At 55.7% G+C, this 24,635-nt stretch carries 22 protein-coding genes; 9 read left to right on the top strand and 13 right to left on the bottom strand.

The window, feature by feature from the left end; translation table 11 throughout:
• The first annotated feature begins 146 nt into the window (after positions 1–146).
• The gene (locus RMR21_RS10455; RefSeq protein WP_498667958.1) at positions 147–2,021 is read left to right on the top strand and encodes an ABC transporter ATP-binding protein; all 1,875 of its coding nucleotides are present in this window, start codon (positions 147–149) and stop codon (positions 2,019–2,021) included.
• Here RMR21_RS10455 and RMR21_RS10450 read toward each other — a convergent pair.
• Positions 2,018–2,914 carry an endonuclease/exonuclease/phosphatase family protein gene (locus RMR21_RS10450; RefSeq protein ID WP_498667957.1) on the bottom strand — a complete coding sequence of 299 codons (897 nt, stop codon included), beginning with the start codon at positions 2,912–2,914 and terminating at the stop codon, positions 2,018–2,020. The genes RMR21_RS10455 and RMR21_RS10450 overlap by 4 nt on opposite strands.
• 418 nt (positions 2,915–3,332) lie before the next feature.
• On the opposite strand from RMR21_RS10450, the gene petA reads away from it, so the two are divergent.
• The 5 genes from petA (at position 3,333) to RMR21_RS10425 (ending at position 7,598) form a co-directional block, all read left to right on the top strand.
• Complete coding sequence (gene petA / locus RMR21_RS10445) at positions 3,333–3,836, top strand: ubiquinol-cytochrome c reductase iron-sulfur subunit (RefSeq protein WP_498670132.1); 504 nt, start codon at positions 3,333–3,335, stop codon at positions 3,834–3,836.
• Positions 3,837–3,849: 13 nt separating this feature from the next.
• Complete coding sequence (locus RMR21_RS10440; protein ID WP_498667956.1) at positions 3,850–5,133, top strand: cytochrome b; 1,284 nt, start codon at positions 3,850–3,852, stop codon at positions 5,131–5,133.
• 20 nt (positions 5,134–5,153) lie between these two features.
• Positions 5,154–6,041 carry a cytochrome c1 gene (locus tag RMR21_RS10435; protein WP_498667955.1) on the top strand — a complete coding sequence of 296 codons (888 nt, stop codon included), beginning with the start codon at positions 5,154–5,156 and terminating at the stop codon, positions 6,039–6,041.
• A 195-nt stretch (positions 6,042–6,236) separates the two neighbouring features.
• Entirely contained in the window at positions 6,237–6,779 is a 543-nt protein-coding gene (locus RMR21_RS10430; RefSeq protein ID WP_174153638.1) for an adenine phosphoribosyltransferase, read from the top strand.
• A gap of 93 nt (positions 6,780–6,872) precedes the next feature.
• Positions 6,873–7,598: a membrane-anchored protein gene (locus RMR21_RS10425; protein ID WP_498667954.1), complete on the top strand. Its 726-nt coding sequence runs from the start codon at positions 6,873–6,875 to the stop codon at positions 7,596–7,598.
• On the opposite strand, the gene RMR21_RS10420 is transcribed toward RMR21_RS10425, so the two are convergent.
• From RMR21_RS10420 to RMR21_RS10385, 8 genes are all read right to left on the bottom strand, one after another.
• Positions 7,595–8,062, bottom strand: a complete 468-nt coding sequence (locus RMR21_RS10420) for a MaoC/PaaZ C-terminal domain-containing protein (protein ID WP_498667953.1) — start codon at positions 8,060–8,062, stop codon at positions 7,595–7,597. The genes RMR21_RS10425 and RMR21_RS10420 overlap by 4 nt on opposite strands.
• Positions 8,059–8,517, bottom strand: coding sequence for a MaoC family dehydratase (locus RMR21_RS10415; protein ID WP_498667952.1), 459 nt, complete (start codon positions 8,515–8,517; stop codon positions 8,059–8,061). Before RMR21_RS10415 ends, RMR21_RS10420 begins: the two co-directional genes overlap by 4 nt.
• Before the next feature lie 153 nt (positions 8,518–8,670).
• The gene (ychF, locus tag RMR21_RS10410; RefSeq protein WP_498667951.1) at positions 8,671–9,774 is read right to left on the bottom strand and encodes a redox-regulated ATPase YchF; all 1,104 of its coding nucleotides are present in this window, start codon (positions 9,772–9,774) and stop codon (positions 8,671–8,673) included.
• Between the two features lie 116 nt (positions 9,775–9,890).
• Entirely contained in the window at positions 9,891–10,517 is a 627-nt protein-coding gene (locus tag RMR21_RS10405) for an exopolysaccharide biosynthesis protein (RefSeq protein WP_498667950.1), read from the bottom strand.
• Positions 10,518–10,614: 97 nt separating this feature from the next.
• Positions 10,615–11,334, bottom strand: a complete 720-nt coding sequence (gene pth, locus RMR21_RS10400) for an aminoacyl-tRNA hydrolase (RefSeq protein WP_498667949.1) — start codon at positions 11,332–11,334, stop codon at positions 10,615–10,617.
• Between the two features lie 89 nt (positions 11,335–11,423).
• Complete coding sequence (locus tag RMR21_RS10395) at positions 11,424–12,119, bottom strand: substrate-binding periplasmic protein (protein WP_498667948.1); 696 nt, start codon at positions 12,117–12,119, stop codon at positions 11,424–11,426.
• 40 nt (positions 12,120–12,159) lie between these two features.
• Positions 12,160–14,550, bottom strand: a complete 2,391-nt coding sequence (locus RMR21_RS10390; RefSeq protein WP_498667947.1) for an EAL domain-containing protein — start codon at positions 14,548–14,550, stop codon at positions 12,160–12,162.
• A gap of 310 nt (positions 14,551–14,860) precedes the next feature.
• Positions 14,861–15,490 carry a 50S ribosomal protein L25/general stress protein Ctc gene (locus RMR21_RS10385; protein ID WP_498667946.1) on the bottom strand — a complete coding sequence of 210 codons (630 nt, stop codon included), beginning with the start codon at positions 15,488–15,490 and terminating at the stop codon, positions 14,861–14,863.
• A gap of 308 nt (positions 15,491–15,798) precedes the next feature.
• Here RMR21_RS10385 and RMR21_RS10380 point away from each other — a divergent pair, with 308 nt between their 5' ends.
• The 3 genes from RMR21_RS10380 to exaC all read left to right on the top strand — a co-directional run bounded on the left by RMR21_RS10380 (position 15,799) and on the right by exaC (position 20,583).
• Complete coding sequence (locus tag RMR21_RS10380; RefSeq protein WP_498667945.1) at positions 15,799–17,871, top strand: putative bifunctional diguanylate cyclase/phosphodiesterase; 2,073 nt, start codon at positions 15,799–15,801, stop codon at positions 17,869–17,871.
• 84 nt (positions 17,872–17,955) lie between these two features.
• Positions 17,956–18,915: a helix-turn-helix domain-containing protein gene (locus tag RMR21_RS10375; protein WP_498667944.1), complete on the top strand. Its 960-nt coding sequence runs from the start codon at positions 17,956–17,958 to the stop codon at positions 18,913–18,915.
• Positions 18,916–19,065: 150 nt separating this feature from the next.
• Positions 19,066–20,583 carry an acetaldehyde dehydrogenase ExaC gene (gene exaC / locus RMR21_RS10370; RefSeq protein WP_498667943.1) on the top strand — a complete coding sequence of 506 codons (1,518 nt, stop codon included), beginning with the start codon at positions 19,066–19,068 and terminating at the stop codon, positions 20,581–20,583.
• Between the two features lie 84 nt (positions 20,584–20,667).
• Here the strand turns inward: exaC and RMR21_RS10365 are convergent, their stop codons facing one another.
• The 4 genes from RMR21_RS10365 to pgeF all read right to left on the bottom strand — a co-directional run bounded on the left by RMR21_RS10365 (position 20,668) and on the right by pgeF (position 24,580).
• Complete coding sequence (locus tag RMR21_RS10365; protein ID WP_045228682.1) at positions 20,668–21,600, bottom strand: ribose-phosphate pyrophosphokinase; 933 nt, start codon at positions 21,598–21,600, stop codon at positions 20,668–20,670.
• A gap of 242 nt (positions 21,601–21,842) precedes the next feature.
• The gene (locus tag RMR21_RS10360) at positions 21,843–22,547 is read right to left on the bottom strand and encodes a hypothetical protein (protein WP_498667942.1); all 705 of its coding nucleotides are present in this window, start codon (positions 22,545–22,547) and stop codon (positions 21,843–21,845) included.
• A gap of 84 nt (positions 22,548–22,631) precedes the next feature.
• On the bottom strand, positions 22,632–23,783 hold the full coding sequence (locus RMR21_RS10355; RefSeq protein ID WP_498667941.1) for a M24 family metallopeptidase: 1,152 nt from the start codon (positions 23,781–23,783) through the stop codon (positions 22,632–22,634).
• A gap of 2 nt (positions 23,784–23,785) precedes the next feature.
• Positions 23,786–24,580, bottom strand: a complete 795-nt coding sequence (gene pgeF, locus RMR21_RS10350; protein WP_498667940.1) for a peptidoglycan editing factor PgeF — start codon at positions 24,578–24,580, stop codon at positions 23,786–23,788.
• Positions 24,581–24,635 lie beyond the last annotated feature (55 nt).

The following is a 24,635-nucleotide window of genomic DNA, read 5'->3' as shown; positions in this document are numbered from 1 at the left end:
GGGGTAGTGGACCGAATTTGAGTCCCCGCAATCCGCACTGACCGAGCAGGCGGGAACGGTTCCCGCCTATTTTCGTCTGGTTGCATTACCAAAATATAATTCGCCATCTTCTTTGCGCTCCCCTGGAATCCGCCTATACCCAAAGCATGATTATCACCCGTTTTTTCCGCTATTTCGAGACCTGGATCGAGCCCTTCGCGCGCAAGGACGATCTGCGTCCGCCGGACGATACGTTCGCTTTCATCTGGTTTTATCTCAGGCAAGCCAAAACGCCGTTTTTCGCCATGTTGGTTCTGGGCGGGCTGACGGCGGCCATCGAGGCGGCGCTGTTCTGGTTCGTCGGGCGGCTGGTTGATATTCTCGCCACCGTCAAGCCGGGTGAGGGCTGGGCTGGGCTGATTGCCGAGCACGGTTATGAGCTGATCGGCATGCTCTTCCTGATTGCCGTCGTGCGTTTCATCGTCACCATGGTGACGGCGCTGGTGGATCAGCAGATCATCACGCCGGGCTTCTACAATCTGGTGCGCTGGCAGTCCTACATGCATGTGGCACGGCAATCGCTGACCTTCTTCCAGAATGATTTTTCCGGCCGTATCGTCACCAAGGTCTGGTCTGGCGGTCAGGCGGCGGGCGATCTCGTGACGTCGCTGATGGAAAGTGTCTGGTTCGTTGGCATTTACTCGGTGTCGATGCTGTTTTTGATCGGTGGTCTGGACTGGCGTCTGGCTGTTGTGGTCATCGTCTGGGTTGGGATATTTTCCATGCTGGCGCGTTATTTCGTGCCGCGTATCCGGAAGCACTCCAGAGAGACGGCTGAAGCCGCATCCATGCTGTCTGGCCGTATGGTCGATGCCTATAGCAACATTCAGACGCTGCGGTTGTTCGGACGCGACGACGCCAATGATCGCTACATGCGCGACGGTTTCGACACGTTTCAAAGCAAGACCATGATGTTTACGCGTTTCATCACCGGTGTGCGGGCCTCGATGGCACTGCTGTCCGGCATCATGATCACATCCATGGCCGCATTGTGTATCGATCTTTGGCTTTCTGGTCGGATCAGCTCCGGCGCCGTCGCATTTACGCTGGCGCTGGTTCTCCGCCTGAACTTTCTGTTGGGCCGCCTGATGACTCAGTTCAACGGCATCATGCGCAATTTCGGCACCGTGCAGAATGCTGCAGAGCTGATTTCCAAACCCGTCGATCTCGTTGATGTGGCCGATGCACCCGCATTGGTCGTGACCAAGCCCGGCGTCCGTTACGACGATGTCAGTTTTCACTACGGGCGCGGAAAGGGCGTCATCGATCATCTCAGCCTCGATATCGCGCCAGGTGAAAAGGTCGGCATTGTGGGCCGGTCAGGCGCGGGAAAGTCCACGCTCGTCAATCTGCTGCTACGTTTCTACGATGTCGAGAAGGGCCGTATCCTCATCGATGGGCAGGATATTGCCAAAGTCAGCCAGGAAACGCTTCGCGCTCATATTGGGATGGTGACCCAGGATACCTCGCTGCTGCACCGCTCCATTCGAGATAACATCATGTTCGGACGCATGGATGCCACCGAGGAGCAATTGCTTGCTGCCATAAGACGCGCCAAGGCCGATGACTTCATTGAACGTCTCGAGGACCAGCGCGGTCGACAAGGGTTGGATGCGCATGTGGGGGAGCGCGGGATAAAACTCTCCGGCGGCCAGCGTCAACGTATCGCGATTGCCCGTGTGATGCTGAAAGACGCGCCTATTTTGGTGCTGGATGAAGCGACTTCGGCGCTCGATTCCGAAGTGGAGGCCGCCATCCAGAGCAATCTGGATGAGTTGATGCGCGGCAAGACCGTGCTGGCAATTGCCCACCGGCTTTCCACAATTGCGGCCCTTGACCGTCTGATTGTGATGGATGCTGGTCGCATCGTGGAACAGGGCAGTCACGCGCAACTCGTCGCTAGCGGCGGCCTTTACTCCGAGCTCTGGACGCGGCAATCGGGCGGGTTTTTGTCTGCCGACGAGACCGCGCCTGAGCTTTAAGGCGCGGCTATCGCGAAGTCGGCCACCAACCCGTAGTGATTGGAGCCGAGATTGTCCGGCAGGCGTTCCAGTTTCATCAAGGTGGCTGGTTGTCTGGCAAAGATATGATCGATGGCGATGCCAAATTGCCCGGCTTGGATGGGCCATGTGGCTGGTTCCCACTGGGCTTTCTTCAGGTCGGTCGCCAGCAAAAAGTCTCCCATATCGGGTGCGATGCTGGCCGAATTGAAATCACCGCCGAGAATCAAAGGGCCTGAAACGGATGAAATCGCTGACTGTATCCGACTGAGTTCATTGCGGTGGTATTCGTCGAAGTACGGTTTGGCCAGGTGGGCGGCGGCGAGTGTCAGCTCCTGACCGTCAAGGTTTATCATTGCCATAGCGAAGCGTTCGCGGCTGACATAGCTTAGACTTCCGATGCGTGCATTCTCAAGCGGGCGTCTCGACAGGATCAGGAGATCGCAGGATTGGGTGCCCTGGCCGCAGCCGAGGCGGTGAGGATAGGTTTGGCTGAGTCGGGGCAAAACGCTCCTCAACGCCGCTGCCTCCATCACATATGCAACATCAGCTTTCGATGCCACGATCGCATCGGCAATTGATTCGGCGTTGCGCCCGTTTTCCATCAGGACGTTGAACGACAAGAGCCGGAACGGTTTGGCGCCCTGCGGTGCGTAGGCTTGGGTAACGAACTCCTGATGCATGTAAAGCGCGTGAGCACTGAGCACGAAAGCCCATGCCAACAACACGATGAAGATGCGAGAGTGAAGAATAAGGAGGCAGACCAGTGCGAGAATTGCCGCCAACACCGCAATGTGAAGCTGGAAACTGTTGACGAAGGCCAAAAGCCAGAAATCAGCGATATAACGAATACTGATCACGCCGAGCGCCAGCACAAGCGCGGAGGCGGCTACACAGGTGAGCCTAGCTTTCAAATCAAAACCTCTTTTACCGGCTCTCTCTGATTCTGATTATCATGGGGCATTTGACCACACAATGTTGCAGGATGGACAGCAGCATTGGAAAAGGCGGAAAAAAATGACCCACAAGGCAGAATTACGGCAGCTTTGTGTGCTTTCCTCTTGCCAAGGTCCGCCATATTTTGCGATCAAGCAGAATAGGCGCGATTTATTGTCGCGCACTGACCAGGACACGGGGGATCGAGTTTGTCCTGGATCAAAACAGAGCTGGAGGACTCATGCGACTTTCAACGAAATCAGCGCAGAGGATGGTGTAGCAGTGAGTGAGCACGTAAATGATCATGACGCTGCGGGTGAGCCCACCCGTCGCGATTTTCTTTATCTAGTGACCGGTATGGCCGGTGTGGTCGGTGCGGGCGCTGCCGTGTGGCCGTTCATCGATCAGATGCGCCCCGATGCATCCACCCTGGCGCTCGCATCAATCGAAGTGAATGTGGCAAGCGTCGAGCCGGGAATGTCGCTGACGGTCAAATGGCGCGGCAAGCCGATCTTCATTCGCAACCGTACCCCCAAAGAGATCGAAGAGGCGAACGCCGTCAAACTGGGTGATCTGAAGGATCCCGTTGCGCGCAATGCCAATCTGGATGCCGCAGCGCAGGCGACCGATATCGACCGGTCCGCAGGCAAGGGTAAGGAAAACTGGATCGTCATGGTCGGGTCCTGCACCCATCTGGGTTGTGTTCCGCTGGGTCAAGCCGGCGATTTCGGCGGGTGGTTCTGTCCCTGCCATGGCTCGCACTACGATACGGCGGGCCGAGTACGCAAAGGTCCAGCGCCGGAAAACCTGCATATTCCGACCTTCGCATTTACATCCGATACCGTGATCAAAATCGGATAAGGGGACATTTGAAATGAGTGGTCATTCCAGTTACCAGCCCTCGACCGGTATCGAAAGATGGGTCGATTCCCGCTTGCCATTGCCACGTATGGTCTATGACAGTTTCATAGCCTATCCGGTGCCGCGCAACCTGAACTATGCCTACACCTTCGGCGCCATGCTGGCCGTCATGTTGATCGTGCAAATTCTGACCGGCGTCGTGCTGGCCATGCATTACGCCGCTGAAACGACGGTTGCTTTCAATTCCGTCGAAAAGATCATGCGTGACGTGAACCACGGCTGGCTGCTGCGCTACATGCATGCCAACGGTGCATCATTCTTCTTCGTCGCCGTTTATCTGCACATCGGCCGTGGCCTCTATTACGGTTCCTACAAGGCGCCGCGCGAAATTCTCTGGATTCTCGGCTGCATCATCTTCCTTCTGATGATGGCAACCGGTTTCATGGGCTACGTTCTGCCCTGGGGTCAGATGTCGTTCTGGGGTGCAACCGTCATCACCGGCTTTTTCACGGCGTTTCCAGGTGTGGGCGAGTGGATTCAGCAGTTTCTGCTCGGGGGCTTTGCCGTCGACCAGCCAACCCTGAACCGTTTCTTTGCGCTCCACTACCTTCTGCCCTTCATGATCGTTGGTGTCGTTATCCTTCATATCTGGGCACTGCACGTGACGGGCCAGACCAACCCGACCGGTGTTGAAGTCAAGACGAAGACGGACACCGTTCCGTTCACACCCTATGCAACATTGAAAGATGCGCTCGGAATTTCTATCTTCCTGCTCTTTTATGCATATTTCGTCTTCTACATGCCCAACTTCCTCGGTCACCCTGATAACTACATCATGGCGGATGCTTTGAAGACACCGGCGCATATCGTTCCGGAATGGTACTTCCTGCCGTTCTACGCCATGCTGCGTGCCATCACCTTCAATGTCGGCCCGATCGATTCCAAGCTCGGTGGCGTTCTTGTGATGTTTGGTGCGATCGTCGTTCTGTTCTTCCTGCCATGGCTGGATACGTCGAAGGTTCGCTCGGCCGTATACCGTCCTTGGTACAAGATGTTCTTCTGGGTCTTCGTGGTGAATTCCATCATGCTCGGCTGGTTGGGTTCGCGCCCTGCAGAAGGCACCTATGTCACCCTTTCGCAAATCGGCACGGTTTACTATTTCGGCTTCTTCCTCATCATCATGCCGCTTCTCGGCCTGTTCGAGACGCCGAGGCGTATTCCCAATTCGATCACCGAAGCTGTTCTGGAAAAGAACGGCAAGTCTGCCGCCGTTCCTGCGGCTGCGGTGAAAATATGAGTGCGAGAGGGACGATTACAATGAGAAAGTTTGTAACGAGCATCGCGCTTATCGCTGCCATGGGTGGTTTTTCCTCTGCGGTTTCTGCGGCAGAAGAAAGCCATGATCTGAAGGCGCAAACAGAACACGCGATTGCGGGTGGGCATTTCCCGATCCTCAAGCCGCGAGAGGAAAACTGGTCTTTTGCCGGTCCTTTCGGCAAGTACGACAAGGCCCAGCTTCAGCGTGGACTAAAAATCTACAAGGAAGTCTGTTCCGCCTGCCACTCCATGAACCTCGTATCTTTCCGCACGCTGGAAGGTCTTGGCTACTCGGACGGTCAGGTCAAAGCCTTTGCTGCCGAATATGAAGTGCAGGATGGTCCGAATGCCGATGGCGAGATGTTCACGCGCAAGGCCGTTCCATCCGACCATTTCCCATCGCCTTACCCGAACAAGGAAGCGGCAGCCGCTTCCAACGGTGGCGCTGCGCCACCAGACATGTCGCTGCTTGCGAAGGCACGCGGTGTGGAACGTGGCTTTCCGCAGTTCATCTTCGACATGATCCCGTTTGTCGGCGGTTATCAGGAAGGTGGACCGGACTATATTCATGCTTTGTTGACCGGTTATCAGAATGCACCTGAGGGTATCGAAGTTGCCGAAGGTACGCATTTCAATCCGTATTTCGGCAGCGCGATCGCGCTCAAGATGGCACCACCTATCAGCAATGATCAGGTGACCTACGATGACGGTACCCCGCAGACGCTGGACCAGTATTCGCAGGACGTCTCCGCGTTCCTGATGTGGGCTGCAGAGCCACATCTCGAAGAACGCAAGCGCACTGGTTTCATGGTCATGGTGTTTCTCTTGATATTCACGGCACTGATCTACCTGACCAAGAAGTCCGTATACTCCAGAAAAGAACACTGATCTTTTTCATTGTTGCTTTCAGCGTCAGCCCTCTCGGTTTATCCGGGAGGGCTTTTTGTTGCGGCGTTAGGGTTGTGGAAAGAGTGAGATCATTGCCGCTGCCTTCGGACACATCGCTATTTTGTGTTTGTCTGTCGTCGTTGAATTGATAAGGTCCCGCGACATTCGATCCATCCAGAAACCATCGGAAATTCAATGACCGTTATCGCTTCGGAGCTCGCTGCTGCCATCCGCTCCATCAACGACTACCCAAAGCCGGGGATCATTTTTCGGGATATTACCACGCTTCTTGGCAATCCCCGCGCGTTCCGCCGTGCCGTTGATGAGTTGGTTCAGCCTTATGCGGGGACGAAGATCGACAAGATTGCGGGCATGGAAGCACGCGGTTTCATCTTAGGCGGCGCGGTCGCGCACCAGCTTTCCGCAGGTTTTGTGCCGATCCGCAAGAAGGGAAAGCTTCCGCACACCACGGTGCGGGTTGCCTACAGTCTCGAATATGGTGTCGACGAGATGGAAATGCATGTGGACGCCGTACAGCCCGGCGAGAAGGTCATTCTCGTTGACGATCTGATCGCTACCGGCGGTACGGCAGAAGGTGCCGTTAAACTTTTGCGCCAGATGGGTGCGGATATCGTATCCGCATGCTTTGTGATTGACCTCCCGGATTTGGGTGGCCGCAAGAAGCTGGAAGATTTGGGCGTTGAAGTGCGCACACTCGTGGAGTTTTCGGGGCACTGAGCTTCTCGTCCATATTGATAGGCGTAACAAAAGCCTTGATCATCGAGGCTTTCGATTGATTGCATCACAAAGGTCATCTCATTGCAAAAGCTCATGGATTTTAAAACATGGCTGTTTCGATATGTGAAATTCATATGGACACGGCCGCAACCGTGGAGCGATGACATCATCAAGGGGCGCAAGGTCGTGGTCGTCGGTTCTGCGCCCAACTCATCGAAACCATATGATTTCGATGATTCCTATTGCCTTATCTCGGTTAACGCATCGCAGATCGTCGCCAAGGACTGGGGTGTGGCCAAGCCCGACATCACGCTGATGATGTTCCACCAGATCGAAGGCAAGTCGACCAATGCCGGGGAAGTGAGGCGCCTTTTGAATGGTGAGACGACAGGGAGCCTTTACATGCTCCTTTGGCGGCACGATATGGTGCGCCTGAAGCAGGGGCTGGGCCGAATCAATTTCGGCTATGACAGGCTTTCAGTGGTTGACCGTTTCAGCCGTGTCGCCCTGGTGCGTGCCATGACGGGTAAGCTGAATTTCGAAATCACCCCGGAATCAAAATATTCAAATGGCGTCATTGCCGTTATGCTCGCGCTTCACAGTGGCGCGGAGCGTGTCGTTATCTCTGGTATCAATCCTGTATCGACCGGCCATATCTACAATGGCGAGAACCTACACCGCAAGCACAGCGGTCCTGATCTTGACGCCTTGAAGCAGATGCAGCAGGCAGGATTGCCAGTTTATACAGCCGATCCTGCCGTAGCGGTCGCAACAGGATTGACGCTTTGGCAAAGTGACGATGTCGCGGACCGAGTTTAATCGAATTCCAGGACATTGCTCTCGAACGTCACGACCGGCTTTCCGTGCTGGTTGATCCCTTCATTGAACGTCGTATTCATCCGTAGACCCGGACGGGATGCAAGCGGGCGTGATGCGAGCATCGTCGCGAAATAGGTTACGTCGTCACCGGTATAGACTGGATGCAGCCATTTGAGATTGCGAAAGCCGGGCGAGGGCCCCAGTTTCGGCGGCGCCACGCCTTCTGATTCCAGCCGACTGACTTCTTTTGCCCAATAGGCCAGAAAGCATTTCATCCAGGATGCACTTGTCTGCCATCCGGATGCGCAAAGTCCTTCAAACACGGAATTTTTTGCAGCATCGACACTCAGATGGAACGGCTGCGGATCGAATTTTTCGGCGTAGTGAATGATGGATTCAGCCGAGAAATGAACGGTGCCGAGTTCAAGCCTGACGTCAATCGGGTAGAGGTCGATGAATTTCATGACGACACCCATTCGCTTGACGTTGCAAACATGACATTCAACTCGGCGATGAAGACAGTTTCCCCACGTTGGTTTTGAAGCTCGTGATGCAGCTTGATGATACCCAGACCCGGCCGTGATGCTGATATCCGCTGTTCGACCACTGTCGATGTGCCGCTCAGCGTATCGCCTGCGAGAACCGGCTTCTTCCAATCGACAAAATCGACCCCGAGCCCAGCCTGTGACGGCGCGTGGTTGATGTAGCTATCCACCGCCATGCGCATCATCATGGCGCATGTGTGCCAGCCGGACGCAGCCAGCCCACCCAGAATACTGGCTTTTCCAGCCTCTTCGGAGAGGTGCATGGGCTGGGGATCGAATTCGGATGCAAACTCGATGATTTCGTCTGCCCTGACGGTTTTAGGCCCAAGCGGGAAACGTCTCCCCGGCGTGAAATCCTCGAAGCTGTATGTCACTGGCGAACTCCTCCTTCGCTGGCGTGGACGATATTAGCGTCACTCTATCTTTTACGTAAAGGTAAAAAGCGCTGTTGGGAACGTCGAAAATCGGAAGCCTGAAAACAAAAGGCCCGCGACGAAGCGCGGGCCGGTTTTCGTGTGTGACTGGCGTCAGGTGTTAAAACGGAAGTGAATCACATCGCCATCATGCACGACATATTCCTTGCCTTCATCGCGACCCTTGCCGGCTTCCTTGGCGCCGACCTCGCCTTTGAAGGCGACGTAGTCGTCATAGGCTATGGTGAAGGCGCGGATGAAACCGCGTTCGAAGTCCGTGTGAATCACGCCTGCAGAGCCCGGTGCCTTGGTGCCGCGCACGATGGTCCAGGCGCGCGTTTCCTTGGGGCCAACGGTGAAATAGGTGATGAGGTCGAGTAGCTGATAACCTGCGCGGATGAGGCGGTCGAGACCGGCTTCCTCCAAACCGAGAGCGGAGAGGAACTCCTGGGATTCCTCTTCGGGTAGCTGGGCGACCTCTGACTCGATGGCGGCGGAAATGATAACGCATTCCGCACCCTGAGCCTTCGCCATCTCGGCAACAGCCTTGGTGTGCGCGTTGCCATCGACAGCGTCGGCTTCCGCCACGTTGCAAACGTAAAGTACCGGGTGCGAGGTCAGAAGGTTGAGACCTTTCAGGACCTCGATCTCGTCGTCGGCAAGTGTTTTCAGCAGCAGGCGAGCGGGCTTGCCATCGTTCAGAAGCGTGATGACCGCTTCCATGACGGGCAGTTGCGCGAGCGAATCCTTGTCTTTAGAAGACGCGCGCTTGCGGGTCTGCTCGACGCGGCGCTCAAGGCTCTCGAGATCGGCGAGCATCAATTCGGTTTCGATCGTGTCGGCGTCGCCGACCGGGTTGATGCGACCTTCGACATGGGTGATGTCATCGTCTTCAAAGCAACGCAAAACATGGACGACGGCATCGACTTCACGAATGTTGGCAAGGAACTTGTTGCCCAGACCTTCGCCCTTGGACGCGCCACGCACCAGACCAGCGATATCCACGAAGGAAATACGGGTCGGGATGATTTCCTTGGAGCCGGCAATATCGGCCAGCACCTTCATACGCGGATCCGGCACGGCAACTTCGCCGGTGTTCGGTTCTATCGTACAGAAGGGATAGTTCGCAGCCTGGGCCGCCGCCGTCTTCGTCAGCGCATTGAAGAGTGTGGACTTGCCGACATTTGGCAGACCGACGATACCGCATTTAAAGCCCATGGCTTGAACCTGTCTCTGTTTTCTCAAGAATTCCGTAAGTCAGCCTTTTGCGGAAAGGGCAGGGCGAGGTCAAGCCTTCATGCCGCAAACCTTAAGGATTCCCTGCAAAAGCGCGTTTAAACGGCCGGTTGGCCAAAACCAAACCATCCAGAAATCAACGTCCAGCCGCCGTAGATGATGGCACCGCTGGTCAAGACGGAGAGGATGGCGAGCAGTAGCCCGGTCAGCACCGCCATGTCGTCGCGTTGCGCTAGCCCAAGAGCGATAACCAGCACGGCTAGTCCGGGAAGCATGTTACCGAAAGGAATGGGCAGTGCGATCAGAACAGCCATCAGAAAAATGACGATGCCGATGGAAACGTGCCCCATATATCTGGACAGTACATGGCCGCGGGGGCGGAGTAACGCCTCAAGCGTCGCGAGACGCGGTGCAGCTTTGTCCGCTGTCATCTGAATAATGGAGCGGGACACAGACAGGCGACCTAGAAAGCGCGGCAGTACAAGGCGCCGCGCGCCGAAGATAATCTGTAGCGACAGAATGGCAAGTGCTGTTCCAAAGATCATACCCGCAGGAATGCCGGGTGTTGGAACGATGGCAGGAATGGCAAAAACGACAAGCACGAAGGCGATCGCCTGATCGCCAAGTTTGTCCAGCAGGCCTTCCAGCGTGATCTTTTCGGGCAATCCATCCGGCAGTCGTCGCAAGGCCGCCGCCATGGTCTCTATTGGCGGGTCGTTATTCATGCGGCAGGGAGCGAATAAAGGAGGCTATTGTCTTCATGCAGGAGAGATGGTGATGGCTTTGCAGGTTTCAAGTCGGACAATGCCAGGTGGCTTCCTGCTAATCCTTTTTCTGCCCAAACATGCGCTTGAGCATCTCAGCCATCGGCCCTGTCTCCGGCAGCTTCTTCGGTTGAGCTGAATTGCGCGCCTGATGGATGTGCGACTGAGCGGCGGGTTTTGCGGCAGCGGATTCTTTCTTCTCCTCGGTCTTCACGCCGACAGCGAGCGCAAGCTTGTTCATCAACTGCGAATCCTCGCCTTTCACCAGCATCTCGGCGTTGTCGGCGATGGCGTCGATCAAAGGCTCGAGCCATGCCTTGTCGGATTTGGCGAAATCACCCAGCACGTGGCCGTTGACCCGTTCCTTGTCGCCAGGGTGGCCGATGCCCAGCCGCAGGCGTCGGTAGTCCTTGCCACAATGGGCGTCGATGGATTTGAGGCCATTGTGCCCACCATGGCCCCCGCCCACCTTGATCCGGGCTCGGCCAGCGACAAGATCAAGCTCATCATGAATGGCGATGATGTCAGAGATTTTCACTTTGTAGAAGCGCATGGCCTCGCCCACGGCTTCGCCCGACAGGTTCATGAACGTCAGCGGCTTCATCAACAGCACTTTTTCGCCAGCGATCTCTCCTTCGGATATCGCGGCCTTGAACTTTTTTGACCAAGGCGAAAAGGAGGGCATTCGTTGCAGCGCATCGACAGCCATGAAGCCAATATTGTGGCGGTTGAACGCATATTGCGTGCCGGGATTGCCAAGGCCTACAATGATGATCATGAAGGTATTCGCCTGGGTTCGATTTCACGTTGACCTTCACCACCTAAAAAAGGGGCGGGTGTCAACGATTTTGTCTCGAGCGACCTGTGCTAGTTACGAATAACGAGGCCATATTTTTCGTAAATCTTGCGCTGGGTTCCGTCAGCGATCATCCCGTTCAAAATGCTTTGCATCTGGTTGATCATGCTATCCGGTACGGATGTGTTGCAGGCCATGCCCAGCGACTGGTGAGCAAGAACAGCAACCTCTACCAAGTCTTCTCCCGACAACTTGTTGAGCGCGCTTTCAGACATCGGCATCATATCGATGCGGCCCGTCATTAGTCTCATATGGGTCGTTTCAAAATCGGCACTCAGATCGATTCGTGGGAATTTCAGCGATTTCAAGAGTGTTTCTGTGTAGTCGTTTCTCTGGGTGCCGACCGAATACCGTTTCGCATCCTCGATGTTTTTCACGTCGAGATGTGCGCTCCGGCGTGCGACCAGCACGTTTCTATCCGTGTGGATGGGGGATACCCACTTGAACTTGTTTTCACGTTCCGGTGTGCGTGCAGCAGCGACAACGCAATAGGCTGGTGTCGTCTCCGCAAGCGCTATGGCGCGTGCCCAAGGCAGGATTTTTGCGTCATAGTCGATAGCCGCGTGCTTGAAGATGATTTTCAACTGGTCCATATAAACGCCCGTCGGCATGCCATCGCTGCCACGGATGTTGTAGGGCGGGTATTCCTCGGTCGAAACGTGGAGTTGGGCGGCGTTCAGCGGCAGCGCTATCAAAAAAGCCAGCAATAGTCCTGTTATCCGTAGCATTGATCGCCTCTCGATGAGTTTACGTCCCGACCTTCGCGTTCCGATCTTCATTGTGTTTCTCATAGGCAGCAACGTAAACGCTGATGGCCTGCGGCTTTGCAAAGAGATAGCCCTGGCCGCAATCCACGCCGATGTCCTTGAGCATGGCTTCCTGCTCTTTCGTTTCGATGCCCTCGGCGATGACCACGCAGTTCATTTTGTGGGAGATAGCACTGATGCCTTCGACAAGCATACGGCTTCTCTGGCTGATTTCACTTATACCATCATTGATCGAACGCGTGAAGGATTGGTCGATCTTGACGATGTCGACGGGGAAGCGGCTGAGGTAGCTGAGCGACGAATAGCCAGTGCCGAAATCGTCCAGCGCGATACGACATCCCAATTGTCTGATGGCGTTGAGGACGGCGCGAATTTGGGGGTCGTTGTGCATGAGCACAGCCTCGGTAATCTCGACCACCATCCGGCTGGGTACGATGTCGTGGCGGTACAACAGGCCAGCGATGCGCGTGGGAAGGCCTGGTTCGAACTGCAGTGCGGAAAAATTCACCGCGACATAGGCTTCTTCCAGGCCGGGAAGCTGCGACAGCATGGCCAAATTGCGAATGGAGTGTTCCAGGATGACATTGCCGATGCGACCGATGGTGCCATTTTCTTCCGCAACGCTGATGATGGCTGCCGGCGACAAAATTCCCTTGCGCGGGTGGTTGAGGCGCATCAACGCTTCGAAACCAAGTGTGGCGCCGTTGGATAATTTCTGGATCGGCTGGAAATGTGCCTCCAGCCAGTTTTCCTCAAGGGCTTGCTCGATGTCCTGTTCGATCTCGGCGCGTTCGCGGGCCTTGTTCATCATTGCGGAATCGAACATCTGCGCGCCGTTCTTGCCTGCGCGTTTCTTGCTATACATGGCCATGTCGGAGTTCTGAAGAAGCTCGGACGCCGTTTTCGCGTGCGTTGGGTATAAGGCAAGGCCGATACTGGCGCTGAGGCGCACATTGTTGCCTGCGGCATCGAAAGGCGTTTCGAACATGGCGCAAATCTCGTCGCAGATTTTTGTCGCCCGTGTTTCCGTCATCGGGCCCGTCAGAAGAATGGCGAACTCGTCACCGCCCAGGCGTGATGCGCTGTCCAGCGGGGTGAGCAAGGGCGCCAGCCGTTCCACAAACTCCCTGAGAACGGCATCGCCAGCTGCGTGGCCGAGATTGTCGTTGATGACCTTGAAACGGTCGAGATCAATGAAGAGACAGGCCAGTTCAGTGCCGTTCTGATCGGCCTCTAAAATCTTGGTGTCGAGTATTGCTTCAAAACCCTGGCGGTTGAAAAGCCCTGTCAGGTGGTCGGAGATGGCTTGTAACCGATTACGCTGTTCGGAGCGGCGCAGTTCCGTCACGTCGGTCATGACGCTCAAACCCTCGGAACGATGGTGACCATCATCGAGGCGCAACTCCTTTTCTGCGATGAGGACATCCATGAGACGACCATCGCCGCATTGAAAGCGCACCGTAAATTCGGCGGTGCCCGCCATGTCGTCCATCGTTGCATCATTGTGTTTGCGCAGAACGAAGCGCGCCCGATCCTCCGGCAAGATCAGATCGACAAAGTCATGGCCTAAAACGTCCTCGCGCTTGTGTCCGGTCGCCTCGACCCAGTAATCGCTGACGGCTGCAATCCGGTCGGCCGGATCGAGCGAAAACAGCATGGCGGGCGTGCGATTGTAAATTTCGCTGGTGCGCCTGTGGGCGTTCTTGATTTCCTGTTCTTCTCGCTCCAGTTCGATCTGCATCTCGTTGAAGCTTTTTGCCAGCCGCCCCATCTCGTCGGTCGAGCGCCAGTCGACATGGTGGCGCGAACCTAGCCTGCGCGTCGCTTCTATGGCAGCCGTCAGCCGTAGAAGCGGTTTCATCACCATCAGTCGGTTGCCGATGATAGCTGCGGCAAAAATGGCAAGAATGGCAAGAATGAAGATGGAGATAGCGGCGAGCTCGATATTGCTCAACGTCGTCAGAATGCCGACGTTCTGATAAAAGACCGTGATCGTTCCGACTTTCGTTTCCCCATCCAGGTTCTTGTACATGATGTCGCGGGTAATGGACGATGTGTCGTCGGAACTGTGCGAACCGGCCGTCTGGGTAATGTCCAGTTGACCGAAGGTGTCGCGGACCTTGACCATATAGACTGCCGGATCAGTCACCAGGGTTCCGGTGATCTGGTTTATGCTTTCGTCGTCCAGATCCCAGAGGGGGCGGCCCAGTGCCTGCGAGTTGGCAACGAGAAGAATTTCGAGACGGTCACTTTGGTTGGCAATGGTTTCGTGGTGAGAAAGCATCAGCAGAATGGTGAAAAGCGGAGCGACCAGCACGAAAAGTGCGCCGGAAACGATCGCGATAAAGCGACTTTCTACGGAGTGGGTCATATGCTGTGCTACCGTCCTTTACCCTTGCAAACCCTTGCCGCGTCGGTTTCCCAGCCTCAGCGATAAAAGGTCCCATCCCCAAATACATACGAGCTTCAGATTTCTAGCAGAGCCGACAAGTGCTCCCAAGGTGCGAATACAGAAGTCCTAAACCTAAAGTTTTGACTTATCGTTTCCGGGCATGATGAATCCTTGCTAAACAAACAGCCGCATTTTGTTGTGTTTGTCGTGGGGACAACGCCCATAAAAAATGCCCCGCATCTTGCGATGCGAGGCACGTAAAGTTGCACTAAAACGTGCTTCGTCCGAATTATTCGGACTTGTCTTCTTCTACAGCTGTTTCGACTGTTTCTTCGACTTCGTCCACAATCGCGACAACTGGTGGCACGATGGTGGCGACGGTGAAGTCACGGTCTGTGATCGTTGGAACGACGTTCTTCGGCAGCTTGATCTGCGAAATATGAACGCTGTCGCCGATCTTGAGGCCTTCCAGATCGACGGTGATCGAGTCTGGGATATCGCTTGCCTGAACCTGGGCTTCGATGGTGTGACGAACGATGTTCAGAACGCCACCGGTCTTGATCTCGGACTTGTCTTCGTTGATGAAGTGAACCGGGATTTCAACCGTAACCTGCGATTTGTTCGATACGCGCAGAAAGTCCACGTGCACCATGAAATCGCGGACCGGGTCGCGCTGGTAATCCTTTGGCAGGACCTTGTACTTCTTGCCGTCAACGTCGAGCGTTGCAACGGTGGTCATGAAACCGCCGGCCTGAACGCGCTTGGTGACTTCGTTGGTCGAGATCGCGATAGAAATTGGGGCTTGCTTGTCACCATAGATGACAGCAGGAATCAAACCGTTGCGACGTAGTTCACGAGAGGACCCCTTACCAACTCGTTCGCGCGCTTCGGCCTTGAGCTCATAAGATTCTTTGCTCATGGCATAATCCTTTTAGGTTGTCTGGAGAGTTCGTTCTGGCGTGCCGGATCGAACTGGAGATAGCTTTTAAAAAGCGCTCTCGCCCGCGTTGCCTCCAAGGGTGTCTACACGGATGCGGGCGCTATAGTATAAAGAGGGGTTAAAGGCAAGTGGGATCAGTCCTTGCACAGGAGCCTTGTTCGTCACACGAGGACTTTGCCCAAGTCGTTGCCGAGCGCAAATCTTAATCACCGCTTAGCCACGTCGGTAAACGCGCTAAAAACCCGGATCATGTACATTGGGCGCAATTCAACTGATGCGTGACCCCGATGTACCAAATTCTGAGCTGCCTTGCCGTGGACCATGACATTCGTTTTACAATGACCGCAGTCACCATCTGTGTGCTGGGTTCGCTGTTGACGGTGCGTCTTTTCATGCGGGCACGACAATCTGCTGCCATTCAGCGAGTCAACTGGTTGTTTCTCACTGGCACGATCGGTGGAGCTACGATCTGGACGACGCATTTCGTTGCCATGCTGGGTTTTCAAACCTCTGGAACCGTGGGTTTTTTGCCGGGATTGACGGGATTGTCGCTGATGATCGCCATCGGCACGACCATGGTGGGTTTTGCGGTTGCGACCTATGGCGGGCGAACCGCCTTCGTGGAGGCGGGCGGACTGATCGTCGGACTTGGAATTGCCTGCATGCATTATACAGGCATGGCTGCCTATACGGTGCAGGGCGCGATTGTCTGGGATCAGGTCTACGTAATGTGGTCAATGGTTCTGGGTGCTTTTTTTGGTATGCTGGCCACGAGCAGGATCGTGCGGCCTATCAGCTGGCTCTGCAAATATGGCGGCATGGCATCTTTCGTGCTCGCGATCGGCTCCACCCACTTCACTGGGATGGCTGCAATTTCCATCGTGTTTGACCCTTCGGCGACCATACCCTTTGCGGTGGTATCGCCGAGTGTCATGGCCGCCTGTGCCGTGATGATCACATTCGTACTTTTGGCCGTGGGGTTTTCAACCTATGTCATCGATTCGGAAAGCAGTTTGCAGGCAGTGGCGCGATATCGTCATCTGTCCCTGCATGATGCGCTGACTGGCATTCCCAACCGTGCCGCCTTTAACGAACATTTGCACGGCCTGTTAACACGCAGCGCGGACCCGACGGCGCGCATTGCGCTTCTATCTTTTGATCTCAATCGCTTCAAGGAAATCAATGATGTTCACGGACATAGTGCCGGAGATGCGGTGCTGCGTGCCTTGGCAGATCGGATGACGGGTGTTCTCCTGCCGGGCGAGTTTGTTGCCCGTGTGGGCGGTGACGAATTTGTTGCGGTTCTGCACCGCCATTATTCCAAGTCTGCAGTGCTTGAGTTTGCCAAGCGGCTGCTGGCCGAGATGGTCAAGCCTGTCGAATGGGATGAGACGGTTTTGTCAGTGGGCGCAAGCATCGGCATTGCCGTTGGTGGGGCCGGCGTGAACAATGCCGATGCCCTTATCTCACAAGCCGATGTCGCCATGTACCGCGCCAAAAGTGATGTCAGTGGAACCATCTACTTCTATGACAAATCCATGGATGATGCATCCCGTGCGCGCAACGCGCTTGCGATCAGCATGCGTTCGGGGCTCGCCAAAGGCGAATTCGAGCTCTATTTTCAGCAACAGAACGATACGACAACTGGAAAGGTCGTCGGTTTCGAGGCTTTGCTGCGATGGAACCACCCGCTGCGTGGACTGATCTCGCCGGCAGAGTTCATTCCGATTGCCGAGCAGACAGGCTTCATCATCGAAATGGGAGAATGGGTTCTTCGCGAAGCCTGCTTTCAGGCGGTGCGCTGGAAAAACCCGCTCGACATCGCCGTCAATGTGGCGCCCTCGCAGCTTTTGGATTCCGACTTTGTCCAGAAAGTGAAACGCAGCCTGGAAAACAGTGGACTGGAGCCACGCAGACTGGAGTTGGAGATCACCGAAAGCGGTATTTTAGCCGACCATCGCCGCGCATTAATGACGATCCGTAGTCTCAAGGATCTGGGCGTACGCATTGCCATGGATGATTACGGTACCGGTTATTCATCACTCTCGACGCTTCAGAGTTTTCCCTTTGATAAGATCAAGATCGATCGGGGCTTCGTAGAGGGATTGGCCACCAACCTTCAATCCCAGGCCATCGTTCGCTCGACCCTTATTCTCGCCAACAGTCTCAACATTCCAGTTCTAGCTGAAGGGGTGGAAACGATGGAACATATGGAGTTTTTGCGTCGAGAAGGATGCAAGCACGTGCAGGGATTTTATTTCGGACGCCCGGGACCGGCCGCCACAATTGATGATATCGTGAACATTGAGCCTGAGGAACGCGTTGAGTTGAACGTTGAGGCGTTACCGCTGGCAAGCTGAAGACCAACTACACAAATAACGTTTTTTTTAATTGTAAGCGCGAGACATCAGGCGCACCATTCCGATAAATCTCGGGAGGAGACGATGTCCAACAGTACGGCCCATGCGGACCATGTGTACCACACCGCCAGCCAGTCCTCGGCTGCGGCAAGTTCCCCCATCATCGCGTCATGGCGAAGGTGCATGACCATGCATCACCTCGCACCGGAGGCAAGCAGCGAGCCGATCTTTCTCGCGGACGCCGAGTTTCGCCGGGCGCGCGAAATTTCCGCTGGCCTGATTGCGGAAAGTGCTGACGAATTGGACCGTATTTTTCTGAGTGTCGGCAAAGCTGGATGCTGCCTGCTTTTGACGGATGCAGACGGTGTTGCGCTCGAACGCCGGGGGGCGGCAACCGACGATCAGGATTTTCGGCGATTGGGTCTTTGGTCCGGAGCCGTCTGGAGTGAGGCCAGTGTCGGTACCAACGGCATTGGCACAGCACTGGCCGACGAGCGTTGCGTGACCGTCTACCGCGACCAGCATTTCTTCTCGGCCAACATCAATCTTTGCTGCACGACGGCTCCCATTCGCGATCATCTGGGCCAGGTTACCGGCGCGCTGGATATTTCAACCTGCAGGGATGACGTCGATGATCTGACGTTTTCGATGCTCACGCAGGCGGTGCGGGACTCGGCACAGCGTATCGAGGGCAATCTGTTCCGGCGGGCTTTCCCCGGTGCGCGTATCCTCATGGTGCCATCCGGCCACTCAGCGGCGCTGTCTCTTCTGGCGGTTGATCAGGATGATATCATTTTGGGCGCGACGCGGGCGGCAAGGCAGGCTCTTCGGCTGGACGACGCAAATCTGGCCACAGGCATTCCGGCGTCAGACGCGCTGCGAGAGGAGCGGCACGACAAGGGCACCGAGCTTGCCGATGCCGAGCGGGCGGCACTTCGTCGGGTTCTGTCCCGCGCCGATGGGAATATTACCAAAGCTGCATCTCTTCTTGGAATCAGCCGGGCAACGCTTCACCGCAAGATGAAAAAGCTGGCGGTTCACTGAATGTGATGCATTCATAGATGGCGCTGTCGCAGATGTGAAACACTGTGCACTGCGGTATTGAACGCGCGCCCTATCAAACGTCGAATTCTGCGCTCACCTTCCTGCCACGCGGTCCGACGAGGGTCGCCCGTCATCAGGGAGGATGAACGCATGAACATTCAAGTCCAGCAAAAAGCCGGTGAAGCGCCGTTCAAACAGAAATACGGCAATTACATCGGCGGTGAGTGGGTGGAGCCGAAGTCCGGTCGCTACATGGATAACCTGTCGCCCGTAACGGGCCAGAAGATTTGCGAAGTGCCCCGTTCGGACGCCAGCGATATCGAATTCGCTCTCGATGCTGCCCACAAGGCACGTGCCGCTTGGGGCAGGACGAGCGCGACCGAACGTTCCAACATGCTGCTGAAAATCGCACAGCGTATAGAAGACAATCTTGATCTGATTGCCCGCGCCGAAACCTGGGACAACGGCAAGCCTTTGCGTGAAACGACCAATGCGGACATCCCGCTTGCGATCGATCATTTCCGCTATTTTGCTGGTTGCATTCGCGCGCAGGAAGGCTCGATTGGCCAAATCGACAACGATACGGTGGCATACCATTTTCATGAGCCACTTGGCGTCGTCGGCCAGATCATTCCGTGGAATTTCCCGATCCTCATGGCGACATGGAAGCTGGCGCCGGCGCTGGCTGCCGGTAACTGCGTGGTGCTGAAGCCTGCCGAGCAGACACCAGCCTCTATTCTGCTCGTGATGGAACTGATTGAAGATATTTTGCCAGCAGGCGTCGTCAATATCGTCAATGGTTTGGGTATGGAAGCTGGCAAACCGTTGGCGCAAAGCAGCCGAATTGCCAAGATCGCCTTTACCGGGTCTACCTCGGTCGGCAAGGAAATCATGCGTTATGCGGCCGATAACGTGACCAACATTACGCTTGAACTTGGCGGCAAGTCGCCAAACATCTTCTTTGCCGATGTCATGAACGAGGATGACGCGTTTCTCGATAAGGCGCTTGAAGGTTTTGCGATGTTTGCGCTGAACCAGGGAGAGGTCTGCACATGCCCATCCCGCGCTTTGGTGCATGAGTCGATCTACGATCGCTTCATGGAGAAGGCGATTAAACGCGTTGAGGCCATCAGCCAGGACGATCCGCTGAACTCTGCAACCATGATCGGTGCTCAGGCCTCACAGGAGCAGTTCGACAAGATCATGAGTTACCTGGAAATCGGCAAAAAGGAAGGCGCGAAAGTGCTGACCGGCGGCGACAAGAAATCGCTTTCCGGCAATCTGAAAGACGGTTTCTACATCCAGCCGACGGTGTTTGAAGGCAACAACAAGATGCGGGTCTTTCAGGAGGAAATCTTCGGCCCGGTCGTGTCCGTCACCACTTTCAAGACGGTAGATGAGGCTATTGAGATTGCCAATGACACGGTTTACGGCCTTGGCGCCGGTGTGTGGAGCCGTGACACAAACCTTGCCTATCGCGCAGGGCGGGGCATCGAAGCCGGTCGCGTCTGGACCAATTGCTACCATGCCTATCCAGCCGGTGCCGCTTTCGGTGGCTACAAGCAGTCGGGCATTGGGCGTGAAACGCACAAGATGATGCTCGACCATTACCAGCAGACGAAGAATCTGCTGGTGTCCTATAGTCCCAACAAGCTTGGATTCTTCTGAGGCGCACCTGATGGTTTGAAAACAAAAAGAAGCCGGAGTTTCTGCTCCGGCTTCTTTATTCTATTTCCGTTCAAAACGGAATATTTAATCGAAAAGGCCCGATACGGATTGTTCCATCGCTGTACGATTGATGGCTTCGCCCAGCAGAGTAGCCGTGGTGATGACGCGGATATTGTGCGCGGATTGCACGGCAGTCGTTGGCTGAATGCTGTCCGTGATCACGAGTTCGCGCAGCTTGGAGGAGGCGACGCGGGCAACGGCACCGCCTGAGAGAACACCGTGGGTTATGTAAGCTGTTACGCTGGTTGCGCCGTTCTTGAGAAGCGCTTCAGCGGCATTGCACAGTGTGCCGCCGGAATCGACGATGTCATCCATCAGCAGGCAGTCTTTGCCAGTCACGTCGCCGATCACGTTCATGACTTCGGATTCACCGGGACGGTCGCGGCGCTTGTCGACGATAGCCAACAGACAGTCCAGACGCTTCGCCAACGATCTGGCACGCACCACACCGCCTACGTCAGGTGAAACGACCATGACATTCTTGGTGTCATAGTGTTCCTTTACGTCGCGCGCCAGAATCGGCGCTGCGAAGAGATTGTCGGTTGGAATATCAAAGAAGCCCTGAATCTGGCCTGCATGCAGGTCGAGCGTCAGAACGCGGTCAGCACCGGCTTCGGTGATCAGATTGGCGACGAGTTTGGCGGAAATCGGCGTGCGAGGACCGGCTTTGCGGTCCTGGCGGGCGTAGCCGAAATAGGGAAGAACGGCTGTAATGCGCTTTGCTGAGGACCGACGCATCGCGTCGATCATGATCAGCAGTTCCATCAGGTGGTCGTTCGCCGGGAAAGATGTGGACTGAACGAGAAAAACATCCTCACCGCGCACGTTTTCGCTGATTTCAACGAATATTTCCTGGTCCGCAAACCGCTTTACAGTGGCATTTCCGAGAGGGACATTCAGATACTTGCAGATCGCTTCGGCCAGATGCCGGTTCGAATTGCCTGCGAAAACCTTCATTGTTGCCGCCTGTTTTGATGCCACCGCTTAAGATCAACAGAGACGGTTTCTCTGGGGTCTGCGCGTCGTTCAACTGGAAGGAATGCCCGACCCGAAGGGTTCCGGACACGCCGTTTTGCCATGGGCGCCTTAATAGCGGGGTTGCCCGTGAATGCAAGAGGTCAGAGGGTGTTACCCCTAATTTTCATGAAAACTTTGTGACTTAACCTCGCTCCAGAGGTCTTCCCACCAGTTCAGGTTGTTTATCCGCGATTGGACTGTTTCCAGGACTGATAATCGTTCAGTGTTTTGGCGGCGATCTTTTGCATTGCCGCATCGGTTACCGCTGCCCAAGGGTCGCTGCCTCTGGCAGGCACCATTTCCTGTCCCTGCAGTCGATGAAGGCGCGCGCCGTTGGCATCCAGCACATCCCAGACATAGACGATGGTGATATTCGATCCATCGGCAAAGGCTGAGAGATAACCCTTCAGGATGTTTTCAGCCGAGGTATCAGACGAGGGGCGGATCGTCAGTCCCTTTGCCCGTGCTTCAGCACCGAGCTGCCGAGATAGCGGTGTGACGGCCTGGACCGGTGCTCCGATAATAGGCAGGAAGCGAATGGTGCCTGCTGACGAGCCGGAGGGCAGGGCGGCTGTCTGGGTTTGCGGTTGCGCCTGCGCTGGCTGTTTTGCGGCTACCGGCTCACCATATTGTGCGCCGCTCGACAATGCCTGTGCCTGCGCCTCGCGGTTGTTTTGCGGTGCGTAAGCTGGAACCTGCGAGGACACACCGGATGGAGACCGGTCTGCCGCTGCTACCATCTGATCCAGATCGCCTTGGTTGACGGGCGTTGACTGCACGTTGCTGTGGCCCACATCGACTTGCGGGGTCAACGCATCTGTCGTGTTACAGGCCGGTAAGCCGAGAGCAAGGCTTGGGATTGCGATAACCAACCCTAGCCGCCGCATGCCAGATGTCCCTTCATGATGTCTCCCGACAAGCTCTGATGTTTTGCAATGTACGGTTTGACCTTGATGGGAGTCAAATCCAGATTAGACCATCAGCAAATCCAGGTTGTGGCGAGAGAGAGACTCCGGCGCGCCCTCTGTTGTCAGGTATGTTTGTCCCAGCGTCATGGCGGCACCTGAATCGCTGTCCATGATGATCATGTGCACGAAGAGCGTCATGTTGGGCAAAATTTCCTGCGTGTTGCCCGCGTAGAACATCTGGTGCTCCATCCACGATGGGGAGAAACGGGCACCCAACGAATAACCGCAGGCATTGAGGCGGTGTCGCGTCAGTCCGCGCTCATCCATGATGCGAGCGTGGACATCGAACACATCGCCGAAGGTGTTGCCGGGGCGCAGGACCTCTTCGATGGCACGGATGTTTTCAGCGCAGGCGTTGTAGAGTTCCTTGTGACGAAACTCCGGCTCGCCAATGACGATGGTGCGCATCATGGCCGCATGGTAATGCGCGCTGACGCCCGCCCATTCCAACGTCAATTGGTCTTTTGCATCCAGTTTGCGGCGACCGGCCTTGTAGCGGCAAAGAAGGGCATCCGGGCCAGAGCCGATGATGAATTCATTGGCGGGATAGTCACCACCTCCGGCAAAGACCGCACCCTGCATGGCAGCGAGAATATCCGCCTCGTCTGCCCCTGCCGCGACAATCTTGAGCGCTGCATCCAGCGCATCATCCGCCAGTTCTCCAGCGCGTTTCGCGTAGGCGACTTCGGCGGTGCTCTTGACGAGCCTGAGACCGCTGACGACAGCCGATGCATCGATGACCTGAGCGAAGCTCGCGAGCTGGTTATCGAGAAGGCGCGCAACACGCCCAGTCATGCCGTGGGTGTCGAATTCGACGCCGATGCGGCAACCAAGCAGATCGAGGTCGCTCAGCAGGTTTTTAAGGTCGAGCGTCGGATCTGCATTGAGACGGTCCACCCAGATGACGATGTTTTCGATGTTCGACGTCTGGCGTGCCTGGCGCAGATCAGCCGAGCGGGTCAGAAGCGTCATCGTGCCATCAGCCTTGACGACCAAGGTCTGGAAAAAGCAATAGCCGAAAGTATCGTAGCCGGTCAGCCAATACATGCTTTCCTGCGCAAACAGCAGAATGGCATCAAGTTTTTCTTCCGCCATCTTTTCGGTCAGGCGGGCGCGGCGTGCCTCGAATTCAGCGGCGTCGAAGTGCAAGGCCATAATCAGTTCTCCAGAATTGCGATTGCCGAAATCTGCCTGCCGTAATCCGGCTCGCCGCGGTGTGTCGTGCGTCGATAGGAATAGAAGCTGGCATCATCCGGATACGTGCAGATATCGAGATTTTCCGCCGTCACGCCTGCAGCGGTGAGCCGGTCTATTGTCAGTTGCTTGAGGTCGAAAAATGCGTGTCCGGGATTGGATGAGGGCGAGAAATAGGCAGTGTTTGCGGTGTTCATCTCTTTCAGGCTTTCGACACGCTCGGGCCCTACCTCATAATTCTCGCGGCTAATCGATGGACCAAGGCTGGCGACGATCCGTTCGCGCTGGGCACCAAGGCCGATCATTGCATCAATCGTGTTTTCCAGGACGCCTGAGACAGCGCCCTTCCAACCCGCATGTGCCGCACCAACGATGCGGGCCTGCGGGTCGGCAAACAGGATTGGTCCGCAATCGGCACTCAAGACGCCGACGACGAGGCCGGGCGTGGCCGTCACTATCGCATCTGCTTCCGGACGCTCGCCACTGTAATTTTCGTCGGCGACGACGACATCGGGCGAATGCATCTGGTGAGCTGTTGCCAGTTTCTCGACGGAAAGTCCGAACCACTGCGCAACGCGTTCTCTGTTTTCCAACACGGATTGGCGCACGTCATGAGATCCCAGCCCGACATTCAGGCCACGATAGATGCCTTCAGAGACACCGCCGTGACGGGTGAAGAACCCATGGCGGATCGACTTGCCCGCAGATCCGGCGAGCAGGGGGCTTTGAAGGGGACGCGGCAACGTTTCGTCCTGCATAACAGTATCAATCCTTGGCGATGTCGCTGATTTTGAGGCGAGTATTCGCGAGCGA

The organism is Agrobacterium sp. rho-8.1 (assembly GCF_033957725.1).
Lineage (GTDB): Bacteria > Pseudomonadota > Alphaproteobacteria > Rhizobiales > Rhizobiaceae > Agrobacterium.
The sequence above is the reverse complement of the archived record's forward strand: the minus strand, read 5'-3'. Positions and strand labels throughout refer to the sequence as shown.

Coding starts and splice junctions, on each gene's coding strand:
- RMR21_RS10455 (WP_498667958.1), top strand. CDS start 147: ATGATTATCACCCGTTTTTTCCGCTATTTCGAGACCTGGATCGAGCCC.
- petA (WP_498670132.1), top strand. CDS start 3,333: ATGGCCGGTGTGGTCGGTGCGGGCGCTGCCGTGTGGCCGTTCATCGAT.
- RMR21_RS10440 (WP_498667956.1), top strand. CDS start 3,850: ATGAGTGGTCATTCCAGTTACCAGCCCTCGACCGGTATCGAAAGATGG.
- RMR21_RS10435 (WP_498667955.1), top strand. CDS start 5,154: ATGAGAAAGTTTGTAACGAGCATCGCGCTTATCGCTGCCATGGGTGGT.
- RMR21_RS10430 (WP_174153638.1), top strand. CDS start 6,237: ATGACCGTTATCGCTTCGGAGCTCGCTGCTGCCATCCGCTCCATCAAC.
- RMR21_RS10425 (WP_498667954.1), top strand. CDS start 6,873: ATGGATTTTAAAACATGGCTGTTTCGATATGTGAAATTCATATGGACA.
- RMR21_RS10420 (WP_498667953.1), bottom strand. CDS start 8,062: ATGAAATTCATCGACCTCTACCCGATTGACGTCAGGCTTGAACTCGGC.
- ychF (WP_498667951.1), bottom strand. CDS start 9,774: ATGGGCTTTAAATGCGGTATCGTCGGTCTGCCAAATGTCGGCAAGTCC.
- RMR21_RS10405 (WP_498667950.1), bottom strand. CDS start 10,517: ATGAATAACGACCCGCCAATAGAGACCATGGCGGCGGCCTTGCGACGA.
- pth (WP_498667949.1), bottom strand. CDS start 11,334: ATGATCATCATTGTAGGCCTTGGCAATCCCGGCACGCAATATGCGTTC.
- RMR21_RS10390 (WP_498667947.1), bottom strand. CDS start 14,550: ATGACCCACTCCGTAGAAAGTCGCTTTATCGCGATCGTTTCCGGCGCA.
- RMR21_RS10385 (WP_498667946.1), bottom strand. CDS start 15,490: ATGAGCAAAGAATCTTATGAGCTCAAGGCCGAAGCGCGCGAACGAGTT.
- RMR21_RS10380 (WP_498667945.1), top strand. CDS start 15,799: ATGTACCAAATTCTGAGCTGCCTTGCCGTGGACCATGACATTCGTTTT.
- RMR21_RS10375 (WP_498667944.1), top strand. CDS start 17,956: ATGTCCAACAGTACGGCCCATGCGGACCATGTGTACCACACCGCCAGC.
- exaC (WP_498667943.1), top strand. CDS start 19,066: ATGAACATTCAAGTCCAGCAAAAAGCCGGTGAAGCGCCGTTCAAACAG.
- RMR21_RS10365 (WP_045228682.1), bottom strand. CDS start 21,600: ATGAAGGTTTTCGCAGGCAATTCGAACCGGCATCTGGCCGAAGCGATC.
- RMR21_RS10360 (WP_498667942.1), bottom strand. CDS start 22,547: ATGCGGCGGCTAGGGTTGGTTATCGCAATCCCAAGCCTTGCTCTCGGC.
- RMR21_RS10355 (WP_498667941.1), bottom strand. CDS start 23,783: ATGGCCTTGCACTTCGACGCCGCTGAATTCGAGGCACGCCGCGCCCGC.
- pgeF (WP_498667940.1), bottom strand. CDS start 24,580: ATGCAGGACGAAACGTTGCCGCGTCCCCTTCAAAGCCCCCTGCTCGCC.